We start from the raw sequence: 21,700 nt of genomic DNA on the forward strand, positions 1-21,700 counted from the left end.
CCCGGCCCTCCGGGTTGCTCCTCAGAGGCCACCAGGCGGCGCCGCGCGCCTTGACCTTGCAATCAGCAAGGCAACTGCGTCGCGCAACACCACCTGGCGGCCTCTGAGGAGCAACGCGACCTGCTCGGAGAGCGTTAACAGGCCTCGGCAAGCAAAAACTAGTAGGCGAACTCGGCGAAGACGTGGTCGATATCGCCACCCCATTCACCATGGAACAGCGCGAGCTTGCGCTCGGCCGGAGTCTCGTTCGCCTCGGCGAAATCGATCAGCGGCGCCAGGAAGATGCTTTCGTCGGCACCGTTGGCATTCTTGCGCGCACGCCGTTGCAGGCCGGCGGCGGAGATCTTCAGTGCTTCCAGCGCAAGGTCGCGCAAATTGCCGTTTCGGAACGGCAGCTTCAAGGCATGCTTCGGCACGCCGTCGCGCAGCGCATGGCGCTCGGCATTGCTGAAATCCTTGACCAGGTCCCACGCCGCATCGAGTGCCACGTCGTCGTAAAGCAGGCCGACCCAGAACGCCGGCAGCGCGCACAGCCGGTTCCACGGGCCACCGTCGGCGCCGCGCATTTCGAGATACTTCTTCAACCGCACTTCCGGGAACGCGGTGGTCATGTGGTCGGACCAGTCGCGCAGCGTCGGCAGCGCGCCGGGCAATGCCTCGAGCTTGCCGTCCATGAACCTGCGGAAGGACTTGCCCGATAGATCGATGTATTCGCCATTGCGATAGCTGAAATACATCGGCACATCGAGCAGGTAATCGACGTAACGCTCGAATCCGAACCCGTCCTCGAACACGAAGTCGAGCATGCCGGTGCGATCCGGATCGGTATCGGTCCAGATGTGCGAGCGGTACGACAGGTATCCGTTCGGCTTGCCTTCGGTGAACGGCGAATCGGCGAACAGTGCCGTCGCGATCGGCTGCAGCGCCAGCGATACGCGGAACTTCTTCACCATGTCCGCTTCACTGGCGAAGTCGAGGTTGACCTGCACCGTGCACGTGCGCGTCATCATGTCCAGACCGAGATCGCCGCGCTTGGGCATGTACTCGCGCATGATCTTGTAGCGGCCTTTCGGCATCCACGGCATCTCGTCGCGGCGCCATTTCGGCTGGAAGCCCATGCCGAGAAAACCGAGCTGCAATTCCTGCGCGACCGTCTTGACCTCGGCGAGGTGGGCGTTGGTTTCGCGGCAGGTCTCGTGGATGTTCTCCAGCGGCGCGCCGGAGAGCTCGAGCTGACCGGCAGGTTCCAGCGTGACCGAGGCGCCATCCTTCAGCAGCGCGATGGTGCGACCGTGCTCCTCGACTTTCTCCCAGCCGAAGCGGGTCAGGCCGGTGAGCAGCGCTTCGATGCCGCGCTCGCCGTCGAACGTCGGCGGACGCAGGTCGTCGAGGCGGAAGCCGAACTTCTCGTGTTCGGTACCGATGCGCCAGGCGTCTTTCGGCTTGTTGCCGCTGGCGATGTATTCGACCAGCTCGCGACGATCGGTGATCGGGGATTCGGCGACGTTGCTCGGACTCGACATCGGGATCGCTCACTGCAGGGATGACCGATATCGGGGCGCGGCCCCTACATCGCAAGACCACGAACTATAGCCTTCGCCCACAAACCGATTCGCCGCACCTTTGCTGCTTCTGTGTTCTGTTCCGGCAACGGCGATTGCTGCGCCGTTGCCGGGGGAGTCCGAGGCCAAGGCGCGACGAAACCCGGGGTTCCATGGATAGACTGGACCAAACGACGATACGTTCCCAAGGACCCGTGATGTTCCCGGTTTATCAAGCTGCCAATGCAACCGATGCCTATCTGGTCAAGAACCTGCTCGAGCAAGCCGGCATTCCGTCATACATCCGTGGCGAGCATTTGCAAGGGGCGCTCGGCGATCTGCCTGTCAGCGGTCTGATGCATGTTTGCGTTGCGGAACAGGATGTGAAGCGTGCCCGTGAAGTCGTTCTTGGCTGGGAACAAAGCGACCCCGAAGAAATCGATAGGGTAGAGGCCGCATCAATGCAGCCACCGGATGAGCCAACACACAAGCGCCGATGGATGGGCACGTTGATCGCCTTTGCACTGGGCGCTGCCCTGGGCGGGGGTTTGGTCTGGGCGGCACTGCGCACGCCCTTCACCGAGAACGGCATCGATTACAACGGGGATGGCGAACTCGACGAACGCATGTTCTATGCGGGGAACATGTTCGAACGAATCGAGCTGGATCGGAACAAGGACAGCAAGGTGGACGCCATCAGCTACTACGGCCGGGATGGCGTGATCTCCCGTGGAGAGAGCGATGACGATTTCGACGGCAGGATGGAATCGAGGGCTGAATACCTGCACGGTCAATGGCTGACCCTGGAAACCGACGAGGATGGTGATGGCGACGTCGACTACAAGGCAGCTGCCATTTCCGGTGTGATCTATAGCGAGGAGTGGCTCGATGCCGCGGGCAAGGTCATCAAACGCGTGGTTTTTAAAGATGCACGCCCCATCACCGCCGACCTCGACACCAACAAGGACAGCGTTTTGGACACGCGACAGTTCTTTGACGCAATCGGCGAAATCGAACGAACCGAACCCCTGGCCAGCGCGGAATAGCCGCTGGCAGAGCAAGCCACTCCGTCGTTGGGATGACGACCTCAAAGACCGAGCCAACCACCAACGACGGCCCGTGCTTCGTCGACCCCCTGCTTCGACTCCCCTGAGAACGTCTGCACGCTCACGGTATCGCCGAACGCGCTCGACAAGTCCTTGCGCACCGCCTGCAGCGCCTGCGCCTGCTGTCCGCGGCCGAGCTTGTCGGCCTTGGTCAGCAATGCATGCGCGGGCAGGCCGCGTGTCACCGCGTAGCCGAGCATCTGCCGGTCGTAGTCCTTGAGCGGGTGGCGGATGTCCATCACCACGACCAGACCCTTGAGCGCGTCGCGGGTGCTGAAGTAGCCGTCGAGGAAGGCCTGCCAGTGCGCCTGCAGGTCGTGCGGGACCTTGGCGTAGCCGTAGCCGGGCAGGTCGACCAGGTATTTGTCCGTGTGCGGCGGGATGTCGAAGAACACCAGTTGCTGGGTGCGGCCGGGGGTCTTGGAGACGCGGGCCAGCGCGTTCTGCTGGCACAGGGCATTGAGCGCACTGGATTTGCCGGCGTTGGAGCGGCCAGCGAAGGCGACCTCGAAGCCGCCGTCGGGGGGCAGCTGGCGGAAGTTGTGCGCGGCCAACAGATATTTGGCGCGGGCGAGGGGATTGGGGATGGCCATGCCGATAGCATCGCACGGCCCTGTGCCCGCCCCGCCGGAGCGACTGTCGGTTTGACCGTCCCCCGGCGCGGCGTCGATAATTCCGCCCCTCTGCGGCCGCCGTCCGGCGTCCCCGCTCCTTTCAAGCTGTGTTCCAGGTTCCGGAGTTCTGCATGCGCCACGCTCGCGTCCTTGGCTATGTCGGCATCGCCGCTCTCGCGGTCGCCGCGGCTGCCTTCGCCCAGACCACCGTCACCCCGGTGCCGGAGAACGCGCCCGTGCAGGCCGTTCCGCTGGTCGAAGCCAAGGCCACCTGGGGCGACGCGAAGGCCGGCGCGACCAAGGCGGGTGCCTGCGCCGCCTGCCACGGCCTCGACGGCAATGCCATGCAGCAGAACGCCCCGCGCATCGCGGGCATGCCGGAGCGCTACATCGCCAACCAGCTGGCCCTGTTCAAGAGCGGCGAGCGCAGCACTGGCCTGGCCGCGCTGATGAAGCCCTTCGCCGATGCGCTGAGCGCGCAGGACATGCGCGACGTCGGCGCCTATTTCGCCACGCAGAAGCCCGGCGCCGGCGTCGCCGACGACAGCGTGATCGCAAGCGGCCCCAACAAGGACATGCGGTTCTTCGAAGTCGGCCAGCGACTGTTCCGCAGCGGCGATGCCGCGCGCGGCATCCCGGCCTGCATGGCCTGCCACGGCCCTGCCGGTGCGGGCAATCCGGGCCCGGCCTACCCGCGCGTCGCGGGCCAGGAGTCGGCCTACGTCGCCCGCCGCCTGCAGGAATACCGCGCCGGCACCACCACCGCACGCGATCCGAAGCTGTTCAACGTCATGGCGGCGGTCGCCAAGCAACTCAGCGACGAGGAAATCCAGGCGCTGGGCACCTACCTGCAAGGCCTGCACGCCCGTGCCGACGAAGCCGTCGCCGCGAAGTAACGGAACTTCGCCAGCGGCGCCGGGTCCGACTAGAACGGTGTTTTCACAACCTTGATCAGTACGCCGGCCGACACTATGACGGCCGGCGTTTTTTTACCTGGAGCCCGCTTTTACCTGGAGCCGTGGATGACCAAACGCATCGCCTTCCTCCTTCTCGCCCTGTTGCTGCCACTGGCGGCGAATGCAGCGCAACCGCCGGACTCCCGGCCGCTGGTGGCGGGCATCGACTACGTCGAGATCCCGGACGGCACGCCGTACCAGCCCCTCAAGGGCAAGATCGAAGTCGTCGAAGTCTTTGCCTACTGGTGTCACCACTGCGCCGACTTCCAGCCCAAGGTGGATGCGTGGAAGGCCAAGCTCCCGGCAAACGTGCGTTTCACCTACGTGCCGGCGGCGTTCGACAGCAACGATCCGTTCGCGCGCGCCTACTTCGCCGCGGACATGGCCGGCGCACTGAACAAGACCCACCACGCGTTGTTCAATGCCATCCATGTCGAAGAAACCCTGCCGAGGAATGCGAGCATCGACCAGATCGCCGCGTTCTACGGCAAGCTCGGTCTGGATGCAGCGAAGATGAAGGCCTCGATGCAGGGCTTCGTCGTCGGTGCCAAGCTGGTGAAGGCGAAGGATTTCGCCATCCGCAGCGGCCTCGAAGGCACGCCGACCCTGATCATCAACGGCAAATACCGCGTCACCGGACGCAACTACGATGAGCAGCTGCGCGTCGCCAGCCAGTTGATCGCCATGCTGCGCGGCAAGCGCTGATCCAAGCGCTGATCCGTACTTCACTACCGAGTCGAACCGCCAAGGATTCCCGATCATGACCAAGCGCCTCGCCCTGCCCTTGCTCGCCCTGCTGTTGATGGCGGCCTGCACCGCCCAGAACGAACCAGTCCCGGCGGCTGCACCGGCGTCAGACGCGCCGGCCGCCGCCGAAGCGCCGAGCGCAGACGCGCCCGCCGTGACGGCCCCGGCGGAAGATGCTCCGGCTACCGAGCCTGCTGCTGAGCCTGCTGCTACCGAGCAGGCCGCTTCGGAGCCGGCACCGGCCGCGCCCGTCGCCACGACGCCACCGTCCGGCCTCGTACCGGGCGTCGATTACGTCGAGATCAAGGGTGGCCAGCCGTACCGTCCGCTCGAAGGCAAGGTCGAAGTCGTCGAAGTCTTCGGCTACGTCTGTCCCGCCTGCGCCGCGTTCCATCCGGTGGTCAGTGCATGGGAAGCCAAGTTGCCGGCCGATGTGCGCTTCACCTATGTGCCGGCGCCGTTCGGGCCGGAATGGATTCCTTATGCGAAGGCGTTTTACGTGGCCGAATCGCTGGGCCTGGTCGGCAAGAGCCATGACGCGGTGATCCGCGCGATCCACGTGCAGCAGAGCCTGCCTGGCGAAGGCGACAAGCCGGACGAGGCGGCGATCGCCAAGTTCTATGCTCAATACGGCGCTGATCCCAAATCCTTCCTCAGCACCATGAACAGCTTCGCCATCGACGCCAAGATCAATCGTGGCAAGCAGTTCATGATTCGCAGCGGCGTCGGTAGCACGCCGACCATCGTCGTCAACGGCAAGTACCGCGTGGAAGGCAAAGGCTGGGAGGACAAGCTGCGCATTGCCGATGCCCTGGTCGCGCAGGAGCGCGCGGCGCGGCAGTAAGCTGGTCGAATGACCACGCGCCGGCTCAAGCTGCTCAGCGCCAACATCCAGGCCGGCTCCAGCACGCGCCGCTACAGCGACTATGCGACCCGCAGCTGGTCGCACGTGCTGCCGACCGGCAACAAGCGCGGCAGCCTCGACGCGATCGCGCACCTGGCCGGCCAGCACGACATCGTCGGCCTCAATGAAAGCGACCCGGGCAGCCTGCGCTCGGGTTTCACCAACCAGACCCACTACCTCGCCCAGCGCGGAGGCTTCGCCTACTGGAGCCACCAGCCGAATCGCAGCATCGGCGGCGTCGCGTCCAGCGCCAACGGCCTGCTGTCGAAACTGGAACCGGTCGAAGTGCACGATCATCCGCTGCCCGGCCGGGTCAAAGGCCGCGGTGTGTTGCTAGCACGTTTCGGCGATGGCGACACGGCGCTGAATGTCGCCGTCGTGCATCTGTCGCTCGGCGCACAATCGCGCAAGTCGCAGCTGGCGTTCATCGCCGAACTGCTGCACGCGCATCCGCACGCGGTACTGATGGGCGACTTCAATTGCGCACCGGATCGCCCGGAAATGCAGTTGCTGTACCAACGCACGCAACTACAACCGCCGAGCTGTGCGGTGCCCACCTTTCCCAGCTGGCGGCCGCAGCGCGCGATCGACCACATCCTGGTGACGCCGGGTCTGCGTTGCGAAGGCCTGCGCGCGATTCCGGCCGCGCAATCGGACCATCTGGCGTTGGCCCTCGAACTGGATGTGCCGGAAGTGGCGCTGCGTTGATTGTTCTCCTTCCTGCGTGTTTGCGCGCGAGGGGAAATAGAAGCGAAAGCTCCGTTCACAAATCCTTGGCTATAGTCCGACGCATGTTGCCGCGCATCCTCATCCTGCTTTTTATCAGCGCATTCATCGCGCCCGCGCACGCGCAAACCGCGGACCCGCAGCGCGAGCAGGTACGTGCGGCAATCGAAGCCGCCGAACGCGGCAACTTCGATGCCGCGCAATACGCCGCGCTTGCCCGCCACCCGCTGTACGGCTGGATCGAGTACGCCGCACTGCGCCGCGACATCGACATCCTCTCGAACACCCAGGCGCAAGCCTTCCTTGCCCGCTACCGCGGCCAGGCCGTGGTCGAAGCGTTCCGCGAGATCTGGCTGGCCGCGTTGTCGCGACGGCAGGACTGGCCTGCGTTCCGCGCCGCATGGTCGTCGTCGATCGATAGCGACTCGTTGCGCTGCGCCGAACTCGATGCGCGCCAGGCCACCGGCGCCGCCGATGCGCAATGGGTGAGCGATGCGCAGGCGTTGTGGCGCAGCACCGGCAAAGCCTTGCCGTCGACCTGCGATGCGCCGTTCGCACTTCTCGCGGCGAAAGGCGGGCTGCCGCCGGCGCTGCGTTGGGAGCGGATCGAGAAGGCCGCGGCGGAATGGCAACCGGCGGTGATGCGCAGCGCAGCGCGTGGACTGCCCAGCGACGACTTCGCGCTCGCCAACGACTACGCCGCCTTCTTCGAAGCCGTGCACGAGCGCGCGCTGACCTGGCCGAAGACCGAACGCAGCCGCCGCATCGCGTCGCATGGCCTGGCGCGGCTGGCGAAATCGGTGCCGATGGCTGCTGAAGCCCAACTGGAGAAGTACGCAAGCGCACTCGGTTTCACCCCGGAGGATCGCAACCGCGTGCTGTACCAAGCGGCGTTGTGGACCGTGGCCTCGTACGAACCGGAATCCGCGCGGCGCCTGAACGCAGTTCCCGAAGTGGCCTATGACGAGAGGCTGCACGAGTGGCGCGCACGCGAAGCCATGGCGCGTTCCGACTGGCGCGCCGCGCTTGCAGCCATCCGCAAGATGGGCGACAAGCAACGCAACGATTCGCGCTGGAAATACTTCGAAGCGCGGCTGAGCGAACTCACCGGCGACCAGACCGGCGCGCAGGCGCTATATCGCGACGCCGCGCGCAAGGCCGAGTTCCACGGCTTCCTCGCCGCCGATCGCATCGGTGCGACGTACGCGCTGTGTCCATGGCAACCGGCGGACCCGCCTGCGATGAAGGGAACGATTGCGCGCGATCCGGCGATCGTGCGCGCGGTGGCGCTGTACCAGCTCGACCGCAGGGGCTGGGCGCAACGCGAATGGGAAGACGCCCTGTCGCGCTTCGACGACACGCAACGCCGTCTCGCCGTCGCCGTCGCGCAGGACAACGGCTGGTTCGATCGCGCCGTGTTCGCGCTCGGCAAGCAACCGGACGAGCTGCGCCTGTACACGCTGCGCTTCCCGCTGCACCACGACGCCACCATCCGCCGCGAAGCCGCGCGCAACCGCCTCGACCCAGCCTGGATCGCCGCGGAAATCCGCGCCGAAAGCGTGTTCGATCCGCGCGCACGTTCGCATGCCAACGCGCTCGGCCTGATGCAGGTGGTGCCGGGCACCGGCATGACGGTCGCCCGTCGCCTCGGCCTCGCCTGGGGCGGCGCCGAAAGCCTGTACGACGCCGATACCAACATCGTCCTCGGTAGTGCGTACCTGCGGCAATTGCTCGATACCTACGGCGGGCAGCCGTATTTCGCCATCGCCGGCTACAACGCTGGGCCGGCGCCATTGGCGAGATGGCAATCGCAGCGTCCGGGCATGGATCCGGATTTCTGGATCGAGACGATCAGCTACAAGGAAACGCGCGAGTACGTCGCCCGCGTGCTCGCCTTCAGCGTGATCTACGACTGGCGCTTGAACGGCGACGCGTTGCCGCTCTCGGACCGCATGCGTGGCCGTACCGATGCTCCGCGCAAGAAATTCGCCTGCCCGCTGGTCGAACCACCGGCTCCGGCCACCGCACCGGCGGCGTCGACACGCCGCTGAAGCGTGTCGACGTACACTCCGCGCATGGACGTGCGGAATGTCGTGATCCTCGGCGGTAGCGGCTTCGTAGGCCGCCACCTCGCCGCGCGCCTGCGCCATGAGGGTCGTCGCGTCACCATCCTCAGCCGCGTCCTGGATGCCGCCAGGCGCGACAAGTTGCCACCCGATGTCGAGGTGCGCGAAGGCGACGTCTACGACCCTGCGTTCCTGCGCGCGGCCTTCGCCGGCACCGATGCGGTGGTCAACCTCACCGGCATCCTCAACGAGCACGGCGACGATGGCCGCGAGTTCGAGCGTGTGTTCGTGGCCCTCACCGAACACGTGATCGCAGCGATGCACGCCGTTGGGGTGCGTCGCCTGCTGCAGATGAGCGCGCTGCGCGCTGGAGAAGGCGACAGCCACTACCTGCAGGCGCGTGGGCGTGCCGAACAGCGCACGCGCGATTCGAACCTGGACTGGACGTTGTTCCGGCCTTCGTTGATCGCGGGTCCCGGCGACGGCTTGTTCTGCCGCTTCGATGCCCTGCTGCGCTACGCGCCGGTGCTGCCGATCGGCCGCGCCGAAGCGCGTTTCCAGCCGGTGTGGGTCGGCGATGTCGCCGAGGCCTACGCGCACGCGTTGAACGATGCCGGCACGATCGGACAGCGTTACGACCTGGTCGGGCCGGATGTCATGACCCTCGCGGAAATCGTCCGCATGACCGCGGCTGCACGTGGCCGCAGACGCCTGGTGCTGCCGTTGCCGCGAGCGCTGGGAAGATTGCAGGCTGAAGTCGGCGAACACCTGCCGGGCAAGCCGATCAGCCGCGACAACTGGCGCTCGCTGCAGCTTGATTCGGTCAGCGCCGATAACGGTCTGCCCAGGCTGGGTATCGCGCCGACACCGATCCCCCCGCAGTTGCCGCGTATCCTCGGCATCGCATGAAGACTTATCTCGTCGGCGGCGCGGTGCGCGACCGCCTGCTCGGTTTGCCCAGCGGAGATCGCGATTACGTTGTCGTTGGCGAAAGCCAGGACGCGATGCTGGCGCGCGGGTTCAAGCCGGTCGGCCGGGATTTCCCGGTGTTCCTGCATCCGCAGACTGGAGAGGAATACGCACTCGCGCGCACCGAACGCAAATCCGGGCGCGGTTACCGCGGTTTCGTGGTCGATGCCGACCCGGCGGTGACGCTGGAGGAAGACCTGCAGCGCCGCGATTTCACCATCAATGCGATCGCGGAGGATGCCGACGGCAACCTGGTCGATCCCTACGGCGGCGCGCATGACATCGAACGCCGCGTGCTGCGCCACGTCGGCCCCGCTTTCAGCGAAGACCCGCTGCGGGTGTTGCGTGCAGCGCGCTTCATGGCGCGCTTCGCACCATTGGGTTTCAGCATCGCGCCGGAAACGCAGGTGCTGATGCGCGAGATGGTAGCCACCGGCGAACTCGCCGACCTGGTTCCGGAACGTGTCTGGCAGGAGCTGGTGCGCGCACTGGCGTCGCCGGCCCCGGCCGCATTCCTGCGCACGCTGCATGCCTGCGGCGCGCTCGCGGTGGTGCTGCCGGAAGTCGATGCGTTGTACGGCGTGCCGCAACGCGCCGAATACCATCCGGAAGTCGACACCGGTGTGCATATCGAGCTGGTCTGCGACATGGCCGCGCGGCTGGCGCCGGGCGACGACCTGATCGGTTTTGCCGCACTGACCCACGACCTCGGCAAGGCGCTGACGCCGCCAGACGTCCTCCCCCGGCATGTCGGCCACGAGAGCGCGGGCGTGGCGCCGCTGCGCGCGTTGTGCGAGCGGCTGAAAGTGCCGGCGGCGCATCGCCAACTCGCCGAGATCGCCTGCCGCGAACACCTCAACGTGCATCGCCTGTTCGAATTGCGCGACCGTACCGTGCATGAATTGCTGGCGCGCTGCGATGGTTTCCGCCAGCCGGCACGCATCGCACAACTCGTACTGGTGTGCGAGGCCGACAAACGCGGCCGCGCCGGCCTCAGCGATTGCGAGTACCCGCAGGGCCCGGAATTGCTGCGCCTGCACGCTGCGGCATTGGCGGTGCGTGGCGCGGATGTCGCACGCGAAGGATTGGAAGGCCCGGCACTGGGCGAGGCCTTGGCGCGTGCACGCATCGCCGCGATCGCCACCGCGCGCGCGCGAACCGCGCAATAAAAAACGCCGGACGGCTTCGCAGCCGCCCGGCGTTCTGGCAATCGGTACTGCTTAGAAGCGGAAGTCGACCCTGGCGTAGTAGCTGCCGCCGTTCATGCCGAAGGGCAGCGTTTCCCAACCGTAGGTGAAGCCGAGCTGCGGGAAGGGAAAGCCCACGTTTTCATCCCACTTGGTCGGATAGACGTCGAAGATGTTGTTGCCGCCGACGGTCAGCTTCACCGTGTCGCTGAACTTGTAACCGATGGCGAGGTCGGCCAGCCACTTGCCGTCCCACTGCGTGTACGGGCTGAAGCCCTGACCCGCCACCTCACCGAAGTAATTCTCGCGCACGGTGACGTCCCACTTGCCCTTGGTGTACATCGCCTGCAGCACGTGGTGTTCGCGCGGCTGCCCTTCCTCGACGAGAACTTCCTGGGTGCGTCCGAACAGCAACGCTTCCGGGATGATCGCCGATTCGGAATGGACATCGGTCACTTCGGTCTTGTTCCAGTGCAGCAGCGCGGTCAGGTTGAGCTTGCCGCCGCTTGCGAGCTCGTGGTTCGCGTTCGCCACGATGTCCAGGCCGGTGGTGCTGGTGTCGATCGCATTGGTGAAGAACTGCACCACGCCCGCGCGGAACGGCGCCAGCGCAGCGGCAATCGGGCAGTTGCTGTTGGTGGCGTCGCACGGCAGGCCGTTCGTGCCGGTGGTTTCGGGCGTCACGCCTTCCGAGTACACCAACCGGTCCTTGATATCGATGCGGAAGAGGTCGGCGGTGAGCGTGAAATTCGGGATCGGCTTGAAGACGATGCCGATCGACTTGTTGAGGGAGGTTTCCTCCTTCAATGCCGGGATGCCGAGGGCATGGGCGATGGCGCTGTTGTTGCGTGCGGTCAGCACTTCGGTCAGCACACCGGCGTTGAGGTTGGTCGACACCTGGCTATAGAACGCCTGCTGCACGCCCGGGGCGCGGAAGCCGGTCGACACCGTGGCGCGGACGGCGAAGACTTCGCTGGCGTCGAAGCGTGCAGACAGCTTGCCGGTGGTGGTGTTGCCGAAGTCGGAGTAGTCCTCGTAACGCACCGCGGCACCGAGCAGGAACTTTTCGGTGATGTTGGATTCCGCGTCGAAGTACGCCGCCCAGCTGGTGCGGCCTTCATCGACCTCGGTGGCCGGGGTATAGCCCGGGAAGCCCTGGGTGCCCGAGGGTGCGGTGGCGCCAGCCTGGCCGTTGATCACGACGCTCGGATCGTTGGTGCGGCCATAGGTGTAGGACACCGGGTCGCCGGCCACGATGCCGTAGTTGTCCCGGCGCCATTCCAAGCCGGTGGCGAGATACAGCAGGTTGTCGTTGAAACCCTCCACCTGTCCGCGCAAATCGAAGTTGACCGTGGTCTGGTCGAACTTCAACGTGCCGGTGTCGGCTTCGGTCGGCGACTCGCCATAGATGCCGCCACCCGGACGCGGCTCATACCACCAGCTCACGTTGACGGTGTTGTGTTCCTCGAAACCGAACTCGTTGCGGCCGTGGTTGATCGACAGGTCCCAGTCCCAGGTGTCGTTGAGCTGGGCGCGGTAACCCACCGCAAGCGATGCGTCTTCCACCGTGGTCACGATGTTCGGCAGGAAGCCATCCGGATATAGCGCCGGCACCGTGCGGTTGTCGTGCGGGCCGCGATAGAAGCCGAACGAGCTGCCTTCGCGCTTGGACAAGCCGCCGAACCAGTACAGCTCGCCACCGCCAAGCGGCAGTTCGCCGTTCATCCAGAGGTAGGCATCCTTCGCATCGGCGTCGCCGAGGTGCAGCTTGACGTCGCGCCGGCCTGCATCGAACTCGGCCTGGTCGTACCAGCCGAGCAGGTTGGTGGTGGCAAGGCCGGCCCGGTTGGTTTCGCCGCGGTCGCGGTATTCGGCGCTGAGATTGATGAAGCCGCCATCACCGAGCTTGAAGCCGGTGTTGACCGCACCATGCAGCACGCGGCCGTCGCCCTCGTAGGTCTCGCCGGCCATCAGCGAGACGTCGGTATGGTCGGTCTGGTTCTTGAGGATGATGTTGATCACGCCGGCAATGGCATCGGAACCGTATTGCGCCGCGGCGCCATCGCGCAGCACTTCGATGCGTTCGATCGCCGACACCGGAATCGCATTGATGTCGGTACCGGCCGAACCGCGCGCGATGGTCTGCTGCACGTTGACCAGCGCCTGCTGGTGGCGGCGCTTGCCGTTGACGAGCACCAGCACCTGGTCGGGACCGAGCGCACGCAAGGTGGCCGGACGCAGGATGTCGGTGCCATCGCTGACCGTGGTGCGCGAGAAGTTGAAGCTTGGCTCCAGCAACTGCAGGGCCTGGCCGACTTCCATTGCGCCGGTGTTGGCCAGTTCTTCTTGGCCGATGATGTCGACGGGTGCAGCGGTCTGCTCGGCGGTGCGGCCCTGGACGCGGGAACCGATGACGGTGACGGTATCAAGCTCCTTGGCGTCCTGACCGGCCGGCGCAGTCGTGGTGTCCTGCGCAAGCACAGGCATGGAAGCGGCGGCAGCCAACGTGGCGACCACGGCAATGGCAAGACGATTGCGCGTAAAAGCAAGCATGACTTGATCCTTGAAAATGGTGGGAACGGGCTCCCCCTGTCCGAGCCCTGAGGGGCGAGCGTCACTAATTTTTAACGAACGCGCAAGTTGCCTTCTGCGTAAACGTTTTCAGCGTGACTGCCATCACCTAAATGCCGATGCGCGTCGCTGCGCTGCAACAAACAGCAGGGAATCCGGTACTTCGCGTGCAACCGCCGGCAACTCACTGGTCGAAGCGCAGCAGCAGGTCGCGCAGCGGCGTTCGCGCGACTGCCATTCCCGCCAGCACGCCAAGCGTGTTCGCCAACGCATCCGCTGGATCCATCATCCGCGAGCTGGTCAGCAGGTATTGCGCGCCTTCGAGGGCGATGCCGAGCAGCACCAGACCGACCCCAGCTCGCAGCAGCGTCGCGCGCGTGGAGAACAACTGCACCGCGCTCGCCGCGAGCGCGAAGTAGGCGAGGAAGTGCGCGACCTTGTCGCTGCCTGGTGGCGAGCCCGGCAGTGGCGGAGGTGGCACCAGCGACACCACGATCACGACCGCGATCGCCAGCCACCACAAGCGCAACCAGAAACACGGCCGACGCAACGGCTTCACTGCGGAGAGACCGATCACAGTCATGCCGATCACAGCCGCCAACTCAGGTCGCCGGCGACGAAGGCGTGGGCGAATTCGATCTCGCGAGCGAAGCCCATCACCTGGAAGCGCTCGCCCATCTCGCCGGGCAGCGTCAGGCGCTTGGCTTCCTGTCGCAGCTTGTAGCGCGCGGCTTCGTCGTGCGCCTTCGCTTCGGCTGCGGCCAGGTTCTGCTGCAAGCCGTTGCCGATCAGGAAGCTGGCCTGCGTGCAGTAACCGGCGAAGTCGAACCCGGCATGGGTGCCCGCTTCGGCAAGCGCGGTGAAATCCACCGACGCGGTCAGATCCTGCAGGCCGGGATGCGCGTAGACGTCCGCAACCAGTTGATGCCGGCGGAACGCGCGCAAGGTGCCGTCGCTGCGTTGTGGTTGGTAGTACTCGCCGCGCGCGTAACCATAGTCGATGAACAGCAGCGCACCGTTTTGCAGGCCGCCGATCACCGCCTGCAGCCAGTACGGCAACTGCGGCAGCAACTCGGAGCGATAGCCTTCTGCGAATGGCGCTTCGAGCTGGCGTTCGACATGACGTACCGCCGCGGCGAGCAAGGCATCCGCGGGACGATCGACGCGCTGGAAGCGACCCTCGCCATCGAGCGCGACGTGCTCTTCGAACACTTCGCCATCGCGGATCGCGAAGCGCGGCGTCGGCAATGCATCGATCACTTCGTTTGCGAACAACACCCCGTTCCAGGCTTGCTGCGGCGGCGTGTCCAGCCATTCGACCAGATCGAACAGCAGCGGGTTCAGGTGTTCGCGCAGGCGCTCACGCTGGCGTTCGCGCAAGTCGGCGCTGGGTTCGAGGATGGCGTAGCGCGCCGGCAGTGCATCCAGCGCGAGCAACTTCTTCAGTGCGACTTCGGCGAAAGCACCGCTGCCCCCACCGAGTTCGATGAAGTCGGCCTGCGGCCCCAGCTCGCGCAGGACCGGCGCCACGCTGTCGGCGATGCAGGCGGCGAACAGCGGGCCCAGCTCCGGCGCAGTGACGAAATCGCCGCTGTCGCCGAACTTGGTCGCACCGGCGCTGTAGTAACCAAGGCCGGGCGCGTACAGGCACAACTCCATGAAACGCGAAAACGGAATCGCGCCACCGTGGGCGAAGATCTGTTCCTGGATCAGCGCGCGCAGGCGTTCGCTGTGCGCCAGCGCATCGGGGTCGGGGGCAGGCAAGTGGGACATGCGGGCAGGAATGCGGCAACAATGCGCAGCATAGCCGTACACGGAGTGTCGCGATGACTGAATCCCGTCCCGTCGCCGTCGTCACCGGCGCTGCCCGCCGCATCGGCGCGGCGATCGCGCGCCGCCTGCACGCCGACGGTTACGACCTCGCTCTGCACTACCGCGGCTCGGCCGCAGCGATGCAGGCGCTCGCGGATGAATTGAACGCCGCACGGCCGAACAGCGTGCTGACCCTGCAGGCAGAACTCGCCGACTTCGACCGCCTGCCCGAACTCATCGCGCACGCCGTCGGCCGCTACGGCCGCCTTGATGCTCTGGTCAACAATGCATCGACGTTCCTGCCGACCACCTTCGGCACGACCACGCCGGCGCAATGGGACGCGCTCTTCGCCGCCAACGTGCGCGCACCGTACTTCCTCGCCCAGGCGGCGGCGCCGCACTTGCGCGCAAGCCGTGGCGCCATCGTCAACCTCGCCGACATCTATGCCGAACGGCCGCTGCGCGAGCACGCGGTCTACGGCATGAGCAAGGCCGCATTGGTCCACATGACCCGTGCCCTGGCGCTGGAACTGGCGCCCGACGTGCGCGTCAACGCGGTCGCGCCTGGCGCCATCCTGTGGCCCGAAGACGGCAAGGACGAAGCGGCGAAAGCCGCGATGCTGGCGCGCACCCCGCTCGGCCGCATCGGCACGCCGGAGGAAATCGCGGAAGCCGTGCGTTGGCTGTTGCGCGATGCGCGTTACACCACCGGGCAGGTGATCCGCGTCGACGGCGGGCGCATGCTCGAAGGCTAAGCGAGCCAAAAAAACGCCGGGCACGAGGCCCGGCGTTCCAACATCATGCAGGTGCCCTTACTTCGCCGCGAAAGCATGCTCGAGCTGCGCACCCTCGAACCCAGCCGGCACCTTGTGGTCGGTCGCATAGCGGTACAGCGCGGCCGAGTAGATGCCGCTCAACGCGGCCTGGTACACGCCCAACAGCAGCACGGCGATCACGAACACCACCGCAACCGCAATCGCGAGAACGCTCGAGATCTGCGCCATGGCGAAAGCGAGCGCCATGCCGGCCAGGATCACGGCAAACATGATCAAGCCGAACGCCAGGCCGATGCCGACGTTGCCGATCGCGTTCTCGCCCCAGGTGCGCTTGAGCAGGCCCACGCTCTTCTTGAGCGCATCGATTGGGCCAACGTCCTGGCTGACGAGCACCGGCACCACCAAGAACGTCGCCAGCGTCCACGCCACGCCGAGGCCGCTGCCGATCATGCGCACGATGAAGTTGTTGTCGCGGTTCTTCAACGACTGCAGGATCACGCCAACGGTCGCCGCAATCGCGGCGTAGCCGAGGATCGGTCCGATCCGCGACTTGGCGGCATCGAAGCCGTCCTTGAGCGTCGGGTCGCCGCCGTCGAGCCGGATCATCGCTGCACCGACCAGTGCGCAATTGAAGAAGATGATCACGCTGTACTGGCAGAAGTAGAACAGGAACGCCCAGACCACGCCGAACGCGCCGACGCCGCCTTCGAAGAGGCGGAACGCGAACGTGGGAATCGCGAATGTCGCCAGGACGACCAGGGTGGCGATCGTGGAGATGACCGGGAACAGCATCAGCTCCTTGTCCGAACGCAGCACCGCCGCGCTCGCCTTCACCAGCTCCCAGCTACGCGAAAATTTGTCGAACATGTCGCATTCCTCCCCGGATGGTGCCGCGAATCTTCGGGCTTAATCTTCGCCATCACAAGCACGCAGGCCAGGAGGGTCAGAGCGCAATCGTCTCCAGCGCAAGATCGCGATCAGGATGCGCCGCCCACAACTGCGCCAGTGTCCTCCCCGTGCCGGGCACAATCGTATCCGCGGCGATGTCAGCCAGCGGCCTGAGGACGAATGCATGCTTGAGCTCCGGCCGCGGAATGCGCAAGTTGCCCGGGCCTGCGAGTACGCGGTCGTCGAAGAGCACGACGTCGATGTCGAGGGTGCGGTCGCTGTAGCGTGGACCGCTGCGATCGCGCCCGTGCGCGTCTTCCAGCGCATGGAGCCAATCGTTCAATGCGAGTGGATCGAGGTCGGTGTCGATGATCGCGGCAGCGTTGAGGAAGTCCGCGCCGTCGAAGCCGACCGACTTTGTGCGGTAGATCGGCGACAAGGCCACATCGCCGAAACGTTCGCGCAACGCGGCTATCGCCGAACGCAGGTTGGCTTCGGCATCGAGATTGCTGCCGAGGCTGAGATAGGCCTTGGCCATCAGCTACGGCTGCGTTCGATGATCACGCCGACCGCACGAGCGCCACGCACGGCGCCGGGCTTGCTCAGTTTCAAGCGAACCTCCTGCACACCGAATTCGTCGAGGATCAACGCTGCGCAACGCTCGGCGAGCGTTTCCACCAGGCCGAAATCCGATTGCGACACGAAGTCGATCAGGCGCTTGCTGACGTCCTTGTAATTCAACGTGTCCTCGATGGCGTCGCTCGCGGCCGGCTTGCGGTTGTCGAACGCCATCTCGACATCGAACACGAGCGACTGGCGGATGCGTCGCTCCCAGTCGTAGATGCCGATCAGCGCCTCGATTTCGAGGCCTTCGATGAAGACTTTGTCCATGAAACGAATCCACATTCCTGTAGGAGCGGCTTATAGCCGCGAGCTTTTGTAAGCCTGCGCCGGTGGAATCAAGAGCTCGCGGCTATAAGCCGCTCCTACCAGAGCCCACCGTCGGCAACGATGCCATATCCCAACGCGGCAGCACCGTCACCGCGGCGCCTTCGCGCTCCCCGGCCTGCAACCGCAGTGCGCCGGCGAAGGCGATCATTGCGCCATTGTCGGTGCACAACGCAGGACGCGGGAAACAGACGCGACCGCCGCGCTTCGTGGCGATGGCAGCCAGCTTCTCGCGCAGGCGTTTATTGGCGCCGACGCCGCCAGCGACGACGAGGGTGTTGCATCGCGCCGCATCCAGCGCGCGTTCGCACTTGATCGCCAAGGTGTCGACCACCGCGTCCTCGAACCCGCGCGCGATGTCGGCGCGGGTGGCTTCGGATTGATCGCTGTTGCGCCAGGCCAGCAGCACCTGGGTCTTCAGGCCACTGAAGCTGAAGTCGAGGCCGGGGCGATCGGTCATCGGCCGCGCGAACTTGTACGCGCCGGGGCGACCGGTCTCGGCGATCGCCGCCAGCTGCGGCCCGCCGGGATATGGCAGGCCCATCAGCTTGGCAGTCTTGTCGAAAGCTTCGCCGGCGGCGTCGTCCAAGGTTTCGCCAAGCAGGCGGTATTGGCCGATCGCATCGACTTCGACCAGCTGGGTATGGCCGCCGGAGACCAGCAGCGCCACGAACGGCGGCTTCAGGTCCGGATCCTCCAGCAACGGCGCCAGCAGGTGGCCTTCCATGTGGTGGACGCCGATTGCCGGCAGGTCCAGCGCCCAGGCCAGCGATCGCGCCACGCCGGCGCCCACCAGCAGGGCCCCGACCAGCCCCGGTCCGGCCGTGTAGGCCACGCCGTCCAGATCGGCTGTCGTCAGCCCGGCCTCGGCCAGGGTCTGCCGGATCAGGGGCAGCAGCTTGCGCACGTGGTCGCGGCTGGCCAGCTCCGGCACCACCCCGCCGTATTCGGCATGCAGGGCGATCTGGCTGTAGATGGCATGCGCGCGCAGCCCTTCCGGCCCGGGGCGGGCGGTGTCGTAGACGGCGACGCCGGTTTCGTCGCAGGAGGTTTCGATGCCTAGGACGCGCATGGGACGGGAGATTGGGGCGCCTGACGGGGCGGACAACGGCCCTGCGGTTGCGCCATGGGAAGGTGGGCCGGTATCATACGCGGCTCGCCCGGTCTGCCCGGGCCAGTCCCTGAACCGAGATAGCGTATGCCGAGCGTCAAAGTCCGCGAAAACGAACCCTTCGAGTTTGCCCTGCGCCGTTTCAAGCGCACCTGCGAGAAGGCCGGTGTCCTCGCCGAAACCCGCAAGCGCGAGTTCTACGAGAAGCCGACCCAGGAGCGCAAGCGCAAGGCCGCCGCCGCGGTGAAGCGTCAGGCGCGCCGCAGCTCGCGCGACGTCACCAAGCGCCAGCGCCTGTACTGAGGCAGCTTTCGCTTGTCACAAAGCCGGCCGCGCGCAAGCGTTGCCGGCTTTTTGTGTTTCTGAAGATGCCATTTGAAGCGCGCGCTTTTTTGAAGCGCGCCCGACCCGGAGAGATTGCATGAGCCTCAAGACCCAACTCACCGAAGACATGAAGACCGCGATGAAGGCTGGCGAGAAGGATCGCCTCGGCGTCATCCGCCTGATCAACGCCGCGCTCAAGCAGCGCGAGGTCGATGAGCGCATCGAGATCACCGATGCCGTGGTGCTGGCCGTGCTGGAGAAAATGGTCAAGCAGCGCAAGGACTCGATCAGCCAGTACGAAGCCGCCGCGCGCGAAGACCTGGCCGCGGTCGAGCGTTACGAGCTGGGCGTGATCGAGACCTACCTGCCGGCCAAACTCGGCGAAGCCGAAGTGCTGGCCGCGATCGACGCTGCCATCAAGGAGACCGGCGCCACCGGGCCCGCCGACATGGGCAAGCTGATGGGCGTGCTCAAGCCCAAGCTCGCCGGCCAGGCCGACATGGGCCAGGTGTCGGCGCTGGTGAAGCAGCGGCTGGCTGGCTGAAGCTTTTGTAGGAGCGGCTTTAGCCGCGAGCTGTTTGAGCTACGCATGAGACCGGAAAAAGCTCGCGGCTAAAGCCGCTCCTACAGTGATATGGACCGCGTGGCATCCTAGCGATTCATGGCCCGCATCCCCGACGCCTTCATCGACGACCTGCTCGCCCGGACGGATATCGTCGAGGTGGTGGGGACGCGTGTCCCGCTGAAGCGGCAGGGCAAGGAGTATGCGGCGCGTTGCCCGTTCCACGACGAGCGTTCGGCGTCGTTCACGGTGTCGCCGACCAAACAGTTCTATCACTGCTTCGGTTGCGGTGCGCACGGCACCGCGATCTCGTTCCTGATGAACTACGACCGGCTCGAGTTCCTCGATGCGGTCGAGGAGCTGGCGAAGCGCGCCGGCATGGAAGTGCCGCGCGATACGCGCGTGCGCAACGAAGACAGTGATACCCGCGACATCTACGGCGCGCTCGAAGCGGCAGCGAAGTTCTTCCAGAAGCATCTAGCCGGCAGCGACAAGGCGCGTGCCTACGTCGCCAGGCGCAACATCGATGACGACATCGTCGCGCGCTACATGGTCGGTTACGCACCGGATGGATTCAGTGCGCTGAAGGATGCATTGGGCACCGATCCGCGGCGGATGAACCTGCTCGAGCGCGCCGGCCTGTTCTCGAAGAACGACAAGGGCCACGTCTACGACAAGTTCCGCGATCGGCTGATGTTCCCGATCCACGATCGCCGCGGCCGCGTGATCGCGTTCGGCGGACGCGTGCTCGATCCGGAGGATTCGCCCAAGTACCTCAACTCGCCCGAAACCGCGCTGTTCCATAAGGGTCGCGAGCTGTATGGGCTGTGGCAGGCAAAGCAGGCCAACAGCAAGCTAGAACGTGTCGTCGTGGTCGAGGGCTACATGGATGTGGTCGCCCTTGCGCAATACGGCGTGACGCAGGCGGTGGCCACGCTCGGCACCGCGACCACGCCGGACCATGCCGAGCTGCTGTTCCGCAATGCGCCTGATGTGTACTTCTGCTTCGATGGCGACCGCGCCGGCCGTGGCGCTGCGTGGAAGGCATTGGAATCGGTGTTGCCGCGCATGAAGGACGGGCGCCAGGCGTTCTTCCTGTTCCTGCCCGAAGGCGAAGATCCCGACACCATCGTGCGCAAGGATGGTGCCGACAGCTTCAACGCGCGCTTGCAACAATCCACGCCACTGTCGGAATTCTTCTTCGCCGAACTCGCCAAGGACGTCAACCTCGGCACGCTCGATGGCAAGGCGCGATTGGCCGAACGCTGCAAACCATTGTTGGCACAGATTCCCGATGGCGCTTTCGGCGACCTGATGCAGCAGCGGCTGACCGAACTCACCGGCGTCGGCGCGCGTGCGAGCACGCCGGAGACGCACGTGCCGGTGCAACGGGCGCGTTCATCCGCGCCGACGCATGCGCCGCGGCAAAGCATGGTGCGCAGCGCGATCGTGCGGTTGCTGCACCAACCGGCGCTGGCCTTGTCGCTGGAGCCGCCCTATTTGTTCGCCGGGCTGCGCCAACCAGGCGTCGAGTTGCTTGCCGAAATCGTGGCCCTGGTGCGTGAACGCCCGGAGATCACCACCGGCGGGCTGCTGGAACACTTCGGCGACCGAGATGAAGCCGCGGCGCTGCAGAAACTCGCCATGCAATCACTGCCCGGCGAGGAAGCGGCATGGCGCAATGAGTTCCTTGGGGCCATGGCGCAACTCGAGAAGCAGACCGTGCAGCAGCGGATCGACGAACTGCAGGCCAAGCAGCGCGAGTCCGGCAGCCTCGACGACCGCGACAAGGACGAGATGCGCGCGCTGTTGCAAACCCGTTTCGTCCGGACATGACTTCCGGCCGGCGCCCGCGGCGGCCGGCGCGCTAAGCTCGACGCTCCTGTTCCGGG

Annotated in this window: 21 protein-coding genes; 12 read left to right on the forward strand and 9 right to left on the reverse strand. The window is 65.7% G+C overall.

Translation table 11 applies throughout. The annotated features are described in order from the left end of the window. Positions 1-158: 158 nt before the first annotated feature. The gene (locus MO486_RS15705; protein ID WP_242910078.1) at positions 159-1,523 is read right to left on the reverse strand and encodes a glutamate--cysteine ligase; all 1,365 of its coding nucleotides are present in this window, start codon (positions 1,521-1,523) and stop codon (positions 159-161) included. Between the two features lie 236 nt (positions 1,524-1,759). On the opposite strand from MO486_RS15705, the gene MO486_RS15710 reads away from it, so the two are divergent. Beyond that, positions 1,760-2,587 carry a DUF2007 domain-containing protein gene (locus MO486_RS15710; protein ID WP_242910094.1) on the forward strand — a complete coding sequence of 276 codons (828 nt, stop codon included), beginning with the start codon at positions 1,760-1,762 and terminating at the stop codon, positions 2,585-2,587. A gap of 41 nt (positions 2,588-2,628) precedes the next feature. On the opposite strand, the gene yihA is transcribed toward MO486_RS15710, so the two are convergent. Then, positions 2,629-3,240 (reverse strand): ribosome biogenesis GTP-binding protein YihA/YsxC, encoded by a 612-nt coding sequence (gene yihA, locus MO486_RS15715; protein WP_242910106.1) that lies wholly within the window; start codon positions 3,238-3,240, stop codon positions 2,629-2,631. Positions 3,241-3,392: 152 nt separating this feature from the next. On the opposite strand from yihA, the gene MO486_RS15720 reads away from it, so the two are divergent. From MO486_RS15720 to MO486_RS15750, 7 genes are all read left to right on the forward strand, one after another. Next, the gene (locus tag MO486_RS15720) at positions 3,393-4,157 is read left to right on the forward strand and encodes a c-type cytochrome (protein ID WP_242910130.1); all 765 of its coding nucleotides are present in this window, start codon (positions 3,393-3,395) and stop codon (positions 4,155-4,157) included. 126 nt (positions 4,158-4,283) lie between these two features. After that, the gene (locus tag MO486_RS15725) at positions 4,284-4,922 is read left to right on the forward strand and encodes a thiol:disulfide interchange protein DsbA/DsbL (protein ID WP_242910132.1); all 639 of its coding nucleotides are present in this window, start codon (positions 4,284-4,286) and stop codon (positions 4,920-4,922) included. 55 nt (positions 4,923-4,977) lie between these two features. After that, a complete protein-coding gene (locus MO486_RS15730) occupies positions 4,978-5,808 on the forward strand; it encodes a thiol:disulfide interchange protein DsbA/DsbL (RefSeq protein ID WP_242910134.1) in 831 nt (276 codons plus the stop codon). A 9-nt stretch (positions 5,809-5,817) separates the two neighbouring features. Continuing rightward, entirely contained in the window at positions 5,818-6,576 is a 759-nt protein-coding gene (locus MO486_RS15735) for an endonuclease/exonuclease/phosphatase family protein (RefSeq protein WP_242910142.1), read from the forward strand. Positions 6,577-6,659: 83 nt separating this feature from the next. Beyond that, positions 6,660-8,645, forward strand: a complete 1,986-nt coding sequence (locus MO486_RS15740; RefSeq protein ID WP_242910149.1) for a lytic transglycosylase domain-containing protein — start codon at positions 6,660-6,662, stop codon at positions 8,643-8,645. A gap of 24 nt (positions 8,646-8,669) precedes the next feature. Next, a complete protein-coding gene (locus tag MO486_RS15745) occupies positions 8,670-9,569 on the forward strand; it encodes a complex I NDUFA9 subunit family protein (protein WP_242910151.1) in 900 nt (299 codons plus the stop codon). Beyond that, complete coding sequence (locus tag MO486_RS15750) at positions 9,566-10,798, forward strand: multifunctional CCA addition/repair protein (protein ID WP_242910153.1); 1,233 nt, start codon at positions 9,566-9,568, stop codon at positions 10,796-10,798. The genes MO486_RS15745 and MO486_RS15750 overlap by 4 nt, the downstream gene beginning before the upstream one ends. A gap of 51 nt (positions 10,799-10,849) precedes the next feature. Here the strand turns inward: MO486_RS15750 and MO486_RS15755 are convergent, their stop codons facing one another. The 3 genes from MO486_RS15755 to MO486_RS15765 form a co-directional block, all read right to left on the reverse strand. Further along, positions 10,850-13,369, reverse strand: coding sequence for a TonB-dependent receptor (locus MO486_RS15755; protein WP_242910155.1), 2,520 nt, complete (start codon positions 13,367-13,369; stop codon positions 10,850-10,852). A 202-nt stretch (positions 13,370-13,571) separates the two neighbouring features. After that, positions 13,572-13,970, reverse strand: coding sequence for a VanZ family protein (locus MO486_RS15760; protein ID WP_242910164.1), 399 nt, complete (start codon positions 13,968-13,970; stop codon positions 13,572-13,574). 5 nt (positions 13,971-13,975) lie between these two features. Further along, entirely contained in the window at positions 13,976-15,160 is a 1,185-nt protein-coding gene (locus MO486_RS15765; protein ID WP_242910166.1) for an SAM-dependent methyltransferase, read from the reverse strand. Between the two features lie 53 nt (positions 15,161-15,213). On the opposite strand from MO486_RS15765, the gene MO486_RS15770 reads away from it, so the two are divergent. Continuing rightward, complete coding sequence (locus MO486_RS15770) at positions 15,214-15,954, forward strand: pteridine reductase (RefSeq protein WP_242910168.1); 741 nt, start codon at positions 15,214-15,216, stop codon at positions 15,952-15,954. Positions 15,955-16,011: 57 nt separating this feature from the next. Here MO486_RS15770 and MO486_RS15775 read toward each other — a convergent pair whose 3' ends face one another. The 4 genes from MO486_RS15775 to tsaD form a co-directional block, all read right to left on the reverse strand. Beyond that, positions 16,012-16,842, reverse strand: coding sequence for a DUF6159 family protein (locus MO486_RS15775; protein WP_242910170.1), 831 nt, complete (start codon positions 16,840-16,842; stop codon positions 16,012-16,014). 76 nt (positions 16,843-16,918) lie between these two features. Continuing rightward, entirely contained in the window at positions 16,919-17,401 is a 483-nt protein-coding gene (folK, locus tag MO486_RS15780) for a 2-amino-4-hydroxy-6-hydroxymethyldihydropteridine diphosphokinase (RefSeq protein WP_242910172.1), read from the reverse strand. Beyond that, positions 17,401-17,754, reverse strand: a complete 354-nt coding sequence (gene folB, locus MO486_RS15785; protein ID WP_242910174.1) for a dihydroneopterin aldolase — start codon at positions 17,752-17,754, stop codon at positions 17,401-17,403. Before folB ends, folK begins: the two co-directional genes overlap by 1 nt. An 82-nt stretch (positions 17,755-17,836) precedes the next feature. Further along, entirely contained in the window at positions 17,837-18,883 is a 1,047-nt protein-coding gene (gene tsaD / locus MO486_RS15790) for a tRNA (adenosine(37)-N6)-threonylcarbamoyltransferase complex transferase subunit TsaD (protein WP_242910176.1), read from the reverse strand. A gap of 126 nt (positions 18,884-19,009) precedes the next feature. Here tsaD and rpsU point away from each other — a divergent pair, with 126 nt between their 5' ends. The 3 genes from rpsU to dnaG all read left to right on the forward strand — a co-directional run bounded on the left by rpsU (position 19,010) and on the right by dnaG (position 21,644). Further along, the gene (gene rpsU / locus MO486_RS15795; RefSeq protein WP_056134345.1) at positions 19,010-19,225 is read left to right on the forward strand and encodes a 30S ribosomal protein S21; all 216 of its coding nucleotides are present in this window, start codon (positions 19,010-19,012) and stop codon (positions 19,223-19,225) included. Positions 19,226-19,343: 118 nt separating this feature from the next. After that, positions 19,344-19,790, forward strand: a complete 447-nt coding sequence (locus tag MO486_RS15800) for a GatB/YqeY domain-containing protein (RefSeq protein WP_242910178.1) — start codon at positions 19,344-19,346, stop codon at positions 19,788-19,790. Between the two features lie 117 nt (positions 19,791-19,907). Then, positions 19,908-21,644: a DNA primase gene (dnaG, locus tag MO486_RS15805; protein WP_242910186.1), complete on the forward strand. Its 1,737-nt coding sequence runs from the start codon at positions 19,908-19,910 to the stop codon at positions 21,642-21,644. Positions 21,645-21,700 lie beyond the last annotated feature (56 nt).

This window comes from Lysobacter sp. CFH 32150 (genome assembly GCF_022758295.1).
Classification (GTDB): Bacteria; Pseudomonadota; Gammaproteobacteria; order Xanthomonadales; family Xanthomonadaceae; genus CFH-32150.

Excerpts from the sequence above, each read along its gene's own strand:
- MO486_RS15705 (WP_242910078.1), bottom strand. The coding sequence starts at position 1,523 with ATGTCGAGTCCGAGCAACGTCGCCGAATCCCCGATCACCGATCGTCGC.
- MO486_RS15710 (WP_242910094.1), top strand. The coding sequence starts at position 1,760 with ATGTTCCCGGTTTATCAAGCTGCCAATGCAACCGATGCCTATCTGGTC.
- yihA (WP_242910106.1), bottom strand. The coding sequence starts at position 3,240 with ATGGCCATCCCCAATCCCCTCGCCCGCGCCAAATATCTGTTGGCCGCG.
- MO486_RS15720 (WP_242910130.1), top strand. The coding sequence starts at position 3,393 with ATGCGCCACGCTCGCGTCCTTGGCTATGTCGGCATCGCCGCTCTCGCG.
- MO486_RS15725 (WP_242910132.1), top strand. The coding sequence starts at position 4,284 with ATGACCAAACGCATCGCCTTCCTCCTTCTCGCCCTGTTGCTGCCACTG.
- MO486_RS15730 (WP_242910134.1), top strand. The coding sequence starts at position 4,978 with ATGACCAAGCGCCTCGCCCTGCCCTTGCTCGCCCTGCTGTTGATGGCG.
- MO486_RS15735 (WP_242910142.1), top strand. The coding sequence starts at position 5,818 with ATGACCACGCGCCGGCTCAAGCTGCTCAGCGCCAACATCCAGGCCGGC.
- MO486_RS15740 (WP_242910149.1), top strand. The coding sequence starts at position 6,660 with ATGTTGCCGCGCATCCTCATCCTGCTTTTTATCAGCGCATTCATCGCG.
- MO486_RS15745 (WP_242910151.1), top strand. The coding sequence starts at position 8,670 with ATGGACGTGCGGAATGTCGTGATCCTCGGCGGTAGCGGCTTCGTAGGC.
- MO486_RS15750 (WP_242910153.1), top strand. The coding sequence starts at position 9,566 with ATGAAGACTTATCTCGTCGGCGGCGCGGTGCGCGACCGCCTGCTCGGT.
- MO486_RS15755 (WP_242910155.1), bottom strand. The coding sequence starts at position 13,369 with ATGCTTGCTTTTACGCGCAATCGTCTTGCCATTGCCGTGGTCGCCACG.
- MO486_RS15760 (WP_242910164.1), bottom strand. The coding sequence starts at position 13,970 with ATGACTGTGATCGGTCTCTCCGCAGTGAAGCCGTTGCGTCGGCCGTGT.
- MO486_RS15765 (WP_242910166.1), bottom strand. The coding sequence starts at position 15,160 with ATGTCCCACTTGCCTGCCCCCGACCCCGATGCGCTGGCGCACAGCGAA.
- MO486_RS15770 (WP_242910168.1), top strand. The coding sequence starts at position 15,214 with ATGACTGAATCCCGTCCCGTCGCCGTCGTCACCGGCGCTGCCCGCCGC.
- MO486_RS15775 (WP_242910170.1), bottom strand. The coding sequence starts at position 16,842 with ATGTTCGACAAATTTTCGCGTAGCTGGGAGCTGGTGAAGGCGAGCGCG.
- folK (WP_242910172.1), bottom strand. The coding sequence starts at position 17,401 with ATGGCCAAGGCCTATCTCAGCCTCGGCAGCAATCTCGATGCCGAAGCC.
- folB (WP_242910174.1), bottom strand. The coding sequence starts at position 17,754 with ATGGACAAAGTCTTCATCGAAGGCCTCGAAATCGAGGCGCTGATCGGC.
- tsaD (WP_242910176.1), bottom strand. The coding sequence starts at position 18,883 with ATGCGCGTCCTAGGCATCGAAACCTCCTGCGACGAAACCGGCGTCGCC.
- rpsU (WP_056134345.1), top strand. The coding sequence starts at position 19,010 with ATGCCGAGCGTCAAAGTCCGCGAAAACGAACCCTTCGAGTTTGCCCTG.
- MO486_RS15800 (WP_242910178.1), top strand. The coding sequence starts at position 19,344 with ATGAGCCTCAAGACCCAACTCACCGAAGACATGAAGACCGCGATGAAG.
- dnaG (WP_242910186.1), top strand. The coding sequence starts at position 19,908 with ATGGCCCGCATCCCCGACGCCTTCATCGACGACCTGCTCGCCCGGACG.